Source organism: Planktotalea sp. (assembly GCF_039984035.1).
In the GTDB taxonomy this organism is placed as follows: domain Bacteria; phylum Pseudomonadota; class Alphaproteobacteria; order Rhodobacterales; family Rhodobacteraceae; genus Planktotalea.
Genome location: NZ_JBDWVM010000270.1, coordinates 1 through 5,579, shown reverse-complemented (window position 1 = coordinate 5,579; position 5,579 = coordinate 1). Strand labels below are relative to the sequence as shown.

Below are 5,579 nucleotides of genomic sequence, written 5' to 3'. Positions count from 1 at the left end.
CTCAGGTTCATGGACTTGTGTCTCCTACATTCGTTGAGGGAGCCTATGTCCGATGCACAGGAAGATACAAGGTTCGCTGTGCAGAAGGATCAAATGCCAAAACACCGCAGGGTTGCGCCATTGTTTGTCCTGCAGCGTTATGTAATTCATGCAGCATTCAAACCAAATTATTTTCTGGAGTGTTCTACATGGCCAAGAATCCAAAAGACCTATGGGATGCCGTGACACTCGATCCAGATGATTGGGACAGTTATTCCGCGACAGTACATCAAATGCTGGATGACGCCATTTCCAAAATGCGCAACGCTCAAGACGGGCGCGTTTGGACCCCTTTTCCAGAGGAAAAAAAGGCCGAACAAGACCAGCCGTTGCCAAACGCTGGGAAATCTCTTGAGACCATTCAGACGCAAGTCTCTGAATTGCTTCCTTATAATGTAGGAAACACCCATCCCCGTTTCTTTGGCTGGGTGCATGGCGCCGGTAGTCCGGGAAATATGGTTGCTGATATTGCCGCGGCCGCGATGAATGCCAATTTGGGCGGCCGAGATCACGGTGCGATCTACATTGAAAAACAAGTCATCGCTTGGGTGCGCAACATGTTCGACTTTCCAGAGGCTGCCAGCGGTCTCATTGTGTCGGGCACCTCTATGGCGACTATCATTGCGATGAAAACCGCGCGCGACGCTGCGATAAATCATAACGTGCGCCGCGACGGAATAGGGCAGGCGCGTCTTGTTGGATATGCCTCTAGTCAAACCCATAGTTGCGTAGCGCGCGCATTTGATATGCTTGGGTTTGGCTCTGCCGCCCTACGCAAAATAGCCGTGAACGATCAATTTGAAATGGATCTCGATGCGCTCAATGCTGCGATTGATGCGGACAGAGCTGCAGGTCTTCTTCCGTTTACGGTTGTTGGCAATGCGGGCACAGTAAATGTCGGGGCGATTGACGATCTCAACGCGCTTGCCGACGTCGCAGAGGTGGAAAATCTCTGGCTGCATATCGACGGTGCATTTGGCGCTGCTGGCATCTTGAGCGAAGAGATTGCACCGCGCCTCCAAGGGATCGAACGCGCCAATTCCATTGCCTTTGATTTCCACAAATGGCTGCATGTCAACTACGACGCCGGGTTTGTGTTGATCCGCGACGGCGCCGCGCATTTGAACGCCTTTTCAGAACGTCCCGATTACCTCATCGGCGCAAAGGAAGGCCTTGCCGCTGGTGGACACTGGCCTGTGGATTATGGCCCAGAATTGTCTCGCGGGTTCCGCGCGCTCAAAATCTGGGAACAACTCAGCGAGCATGGCACATTTAAGCTGGGCCAAATGATTAGCAAAAACTGCCGCCAAGCGGCCTATCTCGGTCGCCGCGTCGCAGAACACAGTGACCTGGAGCTTCTCGCGCCCGTCGCCAGCAGCGTTTGTTGCCTGCGGTTTACCGCGCCCGATCTGTCTGCGGAAGAGATCGACGCGTTCAACGATAGGCTTGTGATTGAACTGCAATTGCGTGGCATCGCCGTTCCATCCGTGACGAAAATTGATGGCAAAACGGCAATTCGTGTGAATATCACCAATCATCGCACACAGATGAAAGATATTGATGTGTTGATAGAAGAGATAGAAACTGTCGCGAAAGCGATGCTGTCTGTTTGAGGTAAGCGCAGGGTCGGTTTTTATCCGACGCAAGAACTTGCTTTGTTCATTTTACAACCGGACAGTCACTATAACTATCCCGATCACCTCTATGGACTCGGTAGAACGCCAGATCAGCACATTGAGATTTGGTGAGATGCGTGGCGCCATAATTTAACATAATCATGATTATGCCTTAGTGCGAGCAGAAACGTTACATATAGTTCGATTTTTTCATGTTTTTCGTAACTTATTCTTGCTTTTTGGAATGACTTCGGTACCAATAAAGCGAGGTACGAAGGGAGACGTTCACACATGCAAGCCTATATCTGCGATGGAGTCCGCACGCCGATTGGGCGTTACGGCGGTTCACTTTCCTCAATTCGCACCGATGATCTGGCCGCTTTGCCCATCTCCGCCCTTATGGAACGCAACAAAGGCGTGGATTGGTCCAAGGTTGACGACGTCATTTTGGGATCCGCAAACCAAGCGGGAGAAGACAATCGCAATGTTGCGCGCATGGCTGCACTCTTGGCGGGCCTGCCAAAAGATGTTGCCGGCGCAACGATCAACCGATTGTGCGCCTCTGGTATGGATGCTGTTGGCTTTGCCGCCCGCGGTATCAAAGCAGGCGATTATGACCTCACCATCGCGGGTGATGTCGAGAGCATGAGCCGTGCGCCCTTCGTCATGCCAAAAGCAACCAGCGCATTCAGCCGCGCGAATACTGTCTATGACACGACCATCGGCTGGCGATTTATCAACCGCAAAATGAAGGACGCATATGGCGTCGATTCAATGCCCGAAACCGCAGACAACGTTGCCGCAGACTACAATATCACGCGCGAGGATCAGGACGCATTCGCTGCGCGCAGTCAGGTCGCATGGGCCAAGGCGCACGCCGCAGGTCACTTCGCCGATGAAATCATACCCGTGCACATCCCCCAGCGCAAAGGGGATGACATCATCTTTGACACGGATGAACACCCCCGCCCAGGCACCGATCTTGCCAAACTCGCAAAACTGTCGGGCATCAATGGTCCAGACTTGACAGTGACCGCAGGCAACGCAAGTGGTGTCAATGACGGCGCGGCCGCTTTGCTAATAGGCTCTGATAAGGCGCTTTATAAACATTCTCTCACCCCAATCGCCCGTATTGTCGGCATGTCTTCCGCTGGAGTTGCGCCGCGCGTGATGGGCATCGGCCCAGTGCCCGCGTCAGAAAAGGCGCTCAAACGCGCTGGCCTCAGCATCGATCAAATGGATATCATTGAACTTAATGAGGCCTTCGCCTCTCAAGGGCTGGCCACGCTGCGCGAACTTAGCGTGCCGGATGACGATCCACGCGTGAACCCGCAAGGCGGAGCAATTGCACTAGGGCATCCTCTTGGCATGTCCGGCGCACGTTTGGTGCTCACCGCAGCCCATCAGCTCAAACGCACAGGCGGGCAATACGCGCTCTGCACAATGTGTGTTGGGGTTGGTCAAGGCACCGCAATCATCATTGAAAGGGTCTGAACTATGTATGCGCAGATGATCAAATCCGAGAAAAATTCAGATGATCCCGAACTGCTCGCCGCCTTCCAAGCGCGCATTGATGCGGGCGAAAAGATCGAACCCAAGGATTGGATGCCACAGGGCTACCGCAAGACGCTCATCAGGCAGATCGGTCAGCATGCGCATTCTGAAATTGTCGGCCAACTACCCGAAGGCAATTGGATCACCCGCGCCCCTACCCTCGAACGCAAAGCGATCCTCTTGGCTAAGGTGCAAGATGAGGCAGGGCATGGTCTCTATCTCTATTGCGCGGCTGAAACGCTCGATGTGTCCCGCGATGAACTCACGGAAATGCTGCTCGACGGACGCATGAAATACAGCTCGATCTTCAACTACCCGACGCTCACTTGGGCCGATATGGGCGCGGTTGGTTGGCTTGTCGATGGTGCCGCGATCATGAACCAAGTGCCGCTGCAACGCACATCTTATGGCCCTTACGCACGCGCAATGGTGCGCATTTGTAAGGAAGAGAGTTTTCATCAACGCCAAGGCTACGACATCATGATGAAGATGGCCCAAGGCACCAAGGCACAGAAGCATATGGCGCAAGACGCGCTTAATCGTATGTGGTTTCCGTCCTTGATGATGTTCGGCCCTTCTGACGCGGAAAGCGTACATTCCGAACAGAACATGGCATGGAAAATCAAAATGAACGGCAATGATGAGCTGCGCCAGAAATTCGTAGATCAAACCGTGCCGCAGGCAGAATATCTCGGCCTGACTATCCCCGACCCTGATCTTAAATGGAACGATGAAAAGGGCGGCTACGATTTCACCGGACCTGACTGGGGTGAATTCTTTGACGTGCTCAAGGGCAACGGCCCCTGCAACGTGGATCGCCTCAGGGCGCGCAACAAGGCATGGGACGACGGCGCCTGGGTGCGCGACGGTCTCATGGCGCATGCGAAAAAGAAACAAGCAGCAAAAATGGCGGCAGAATAATGCAACTCGCAGAACTCAACGTGGGCTATGCCCTGTATCCGCTCGATGATCCGCGTATGGTCGGTTTCATGGACAACCTTGATAAGATCAACGCGGTCGCAGAACGCAGCGACGGTTACATCTGGCGTATGAAGAGCGACAGTGGCAATGCCACCGATCTCGATGTCCCGGGCGAGGAACACATGATCGCAAACATGTCTGTTTGGCGCGATGTCGAGAGCCTTGGCAATTATGTCTTCAACACGATCTATGCGCGGTTTTACGAAAAGCGCCCTGCGTGGTTTGAACACATGACGCGCCACCATTTTGTGATGTGGTGGGTGGAGGACGGTCACATCCCGACCTTGGATGAAGCTATGGAGCGTCTCGCGCATTTGCAGGAACACGGCTCGAATGATCACGCCTTTGGTTGGGACGCCGTGGACATGTCCGCGTTTCGCCAATGCGAATTTGCAGCGGAGTAAGCACATGAGCAATGAATGGCCCCTCTGGGAGATTTTCATCCGCGGACAACACGGGATGAGCCATCGCCATGTTGGCTCGCTTCATGCCGCAGATGAGGAAAGCGCAATCAAGAACGCGCGCGATGTGTATACGCGCCGCAACGAAGGCGTCAGCATTTGGGTGGTTGAGGCGCGCCACATCGCGGCCTCCTCCCCGAGCGAAAAGGGACCAATGTACGAGCCGTCCGAAAGCAAGGTTTATCGTCACCCGACCTTTTACGACATCCCCGACGATGTAGGCGCAATGTAATGACGACGCCTGATCCCTATTTCGAATTCCTTTGCCGCATGGGCGATAACACTCTGATCCTCGGCCATCGTTTGTCCGAATGGTGCGGCAAGGCACCTGTACTCGAAGAAGATATCGCGCTGGCCAACACCGCGCTCGATTTGATCGGGCAAACGCAAATGTGGCTCGGCCTCGCTGCTGAGGTAGAGGGCAGCGGGCGCAGCGCCGATGATCTCGCCATGCTGCGCGATGTTTGGGATTTTCGGAATACTTTGCTCGTGGAGCAACCCAATGGTGATTTCGGTCAAACCATCATGCGCCAATTTCTTTTCGATGCTTGGCATTTGGAAATGCTCACGCACCTTGCACACTCCAGCGAACCGCGCGTTGCGGAAATTGCTGCGAAAGCCGTTAAAGAAGTGAAATACCACGTCGAGCGTTCTGGCGATACGGTGATCGGTCTTGGTGACGGCACTGAAGAAAGCCATAAACGCATGCAGACCGCGCTTGATCTGCTTTGGCCTTATGTGGGTGAATTGTTCGTTGCGGATACTGTCGATAACGCTATGCAAAACGCAGGCATTTCGCCTGATTTGAGACTGCTACGCAGCGCGTTTGACGCCCGTCTCAACGACGTAATGACAGAAGCGACGCTGACGGTTCCAGACAGCCAATTCGCGCACAAAGGCGGCAAATCCGGCTTTCAGCACAGCGAAC

6 protein-coding genes are annotated in these 5,579 nt (G+C 54.0%); all 6 read left to right on the top strand.

Features of this window, described 5'->3' with window-relative positions; translation table 11 throughout:
• Positions 1–188: 188 nt before the first annotated feature.
• Complete coding sequence (locus tag ABJQ89_RS12315) at positions 189–1,652, top strand: pyridoxal-dependent decarboxylase (RefSeq protein ID WP_348496527.1); 1,464 nt, start codon at positions 189–191, stop codon at positions 1,650–1,652.
• Positions 1,653–1,946: 294 nt separating this feature from the next.
• Positions 1,947–3,149, top strand: a complete 1,203-nt coding sequence (gene pcaF, locus ABJQ89_RS12310; RefSeq protein ID WP_348496526.1) for a 3-oxoadipyl-CoA thiolase — start codon at positions 1,947–1,949, stop codon at positions 3,147–3,149.
• A gap of 3 nt (positions 3,150–3,152) precedes the next feature.
• A complete protein-coding gene (gene paaA, locus ABJQ89_RS12305; RefSeq protein ID WP_348496525.1) occupies positions 3,153–4,130 on the top strand; it encodes a 1,2-phenylacetyl-CoA epoxidase subunit PaaA in 978 nt (325 codons plus the stop codon).
• On the top strand, positions 4,130–4,594 hold the full coding sequence (locus ABJQ89_RS12300; protein WP_348496524.1) for a DUF3291 domain-containing protein: 465 nt from the start codon (positions 4,130–4,132) through the stop codon (positions 4,592–4,594). The genes paaA and ABJQ89_RS12300 overlap by 1 nt, the downstream gene beginning before the upstream one ends.
• Positions 4,595–4,598: 4 nt before the next feature.
• On the top strand, positions 4,599–4,883 hold the full coding sequence (gene paaB / locus ABJQ89_RS12295; RefSeq protein WP_348496523.1) for a 1,2-phenylacetyl-CoA epoxidase subunit PaaB: 285 nt from the start codon (positions 4,599–4,601) through the stop codon (positions 4,881–4,883).
• On the top strand, positions 4,883–5,579 hold a 697-nt coding region (paaC, locus tag ABJQ89_RS12290; protein WP_348496522.1), incomplete at its 3' end, for a 1,2-phenylacetyl-CoA epoxidase subunit PaaC. The genes paaB and paaC, both read left to right, overlap by 1 nt.

What these genes read in the sequence shown, in the direction of transcription:
- ABJQ89_RS12315 (WP_348496527.1), top strand. Translation starts at nt 189, where the DNA reads ATGGCCAAGAATCCAAAAGACCTATGGGATGCCGTGACACTCGATCCA.
- pcaF (WP_348496526.1), top strand. Translation starts at nt 1,947, where the DNA reads ATGCAAGCCTATATCTGCGATGGAGTCCGCACGCCGATTGGGCGTTAC.
- paaA (WP_348496525.1), top strand. Translation starts at nt 3,153, where the DNA reads ATGTATGCGCAGATGATCAAATCCGAGAAAAATTCAGATGATCCCGAA.
- ABJQ89_RS12300 (WP_348496524.1), top strand. Translation starts at nt 4,130, where the DNA reads ATGCAACTCGCAGAACTCAACGTGGGCTATGCCCTGTATCCGCTCGAT.
- paaB (WP_348496523.1), top strand. Translation starts at nt 4,599, where the DNA reads ATGAGCAATGAATGGCCCCTCTGGGAGATTTTCATCCGCGGACAACAC.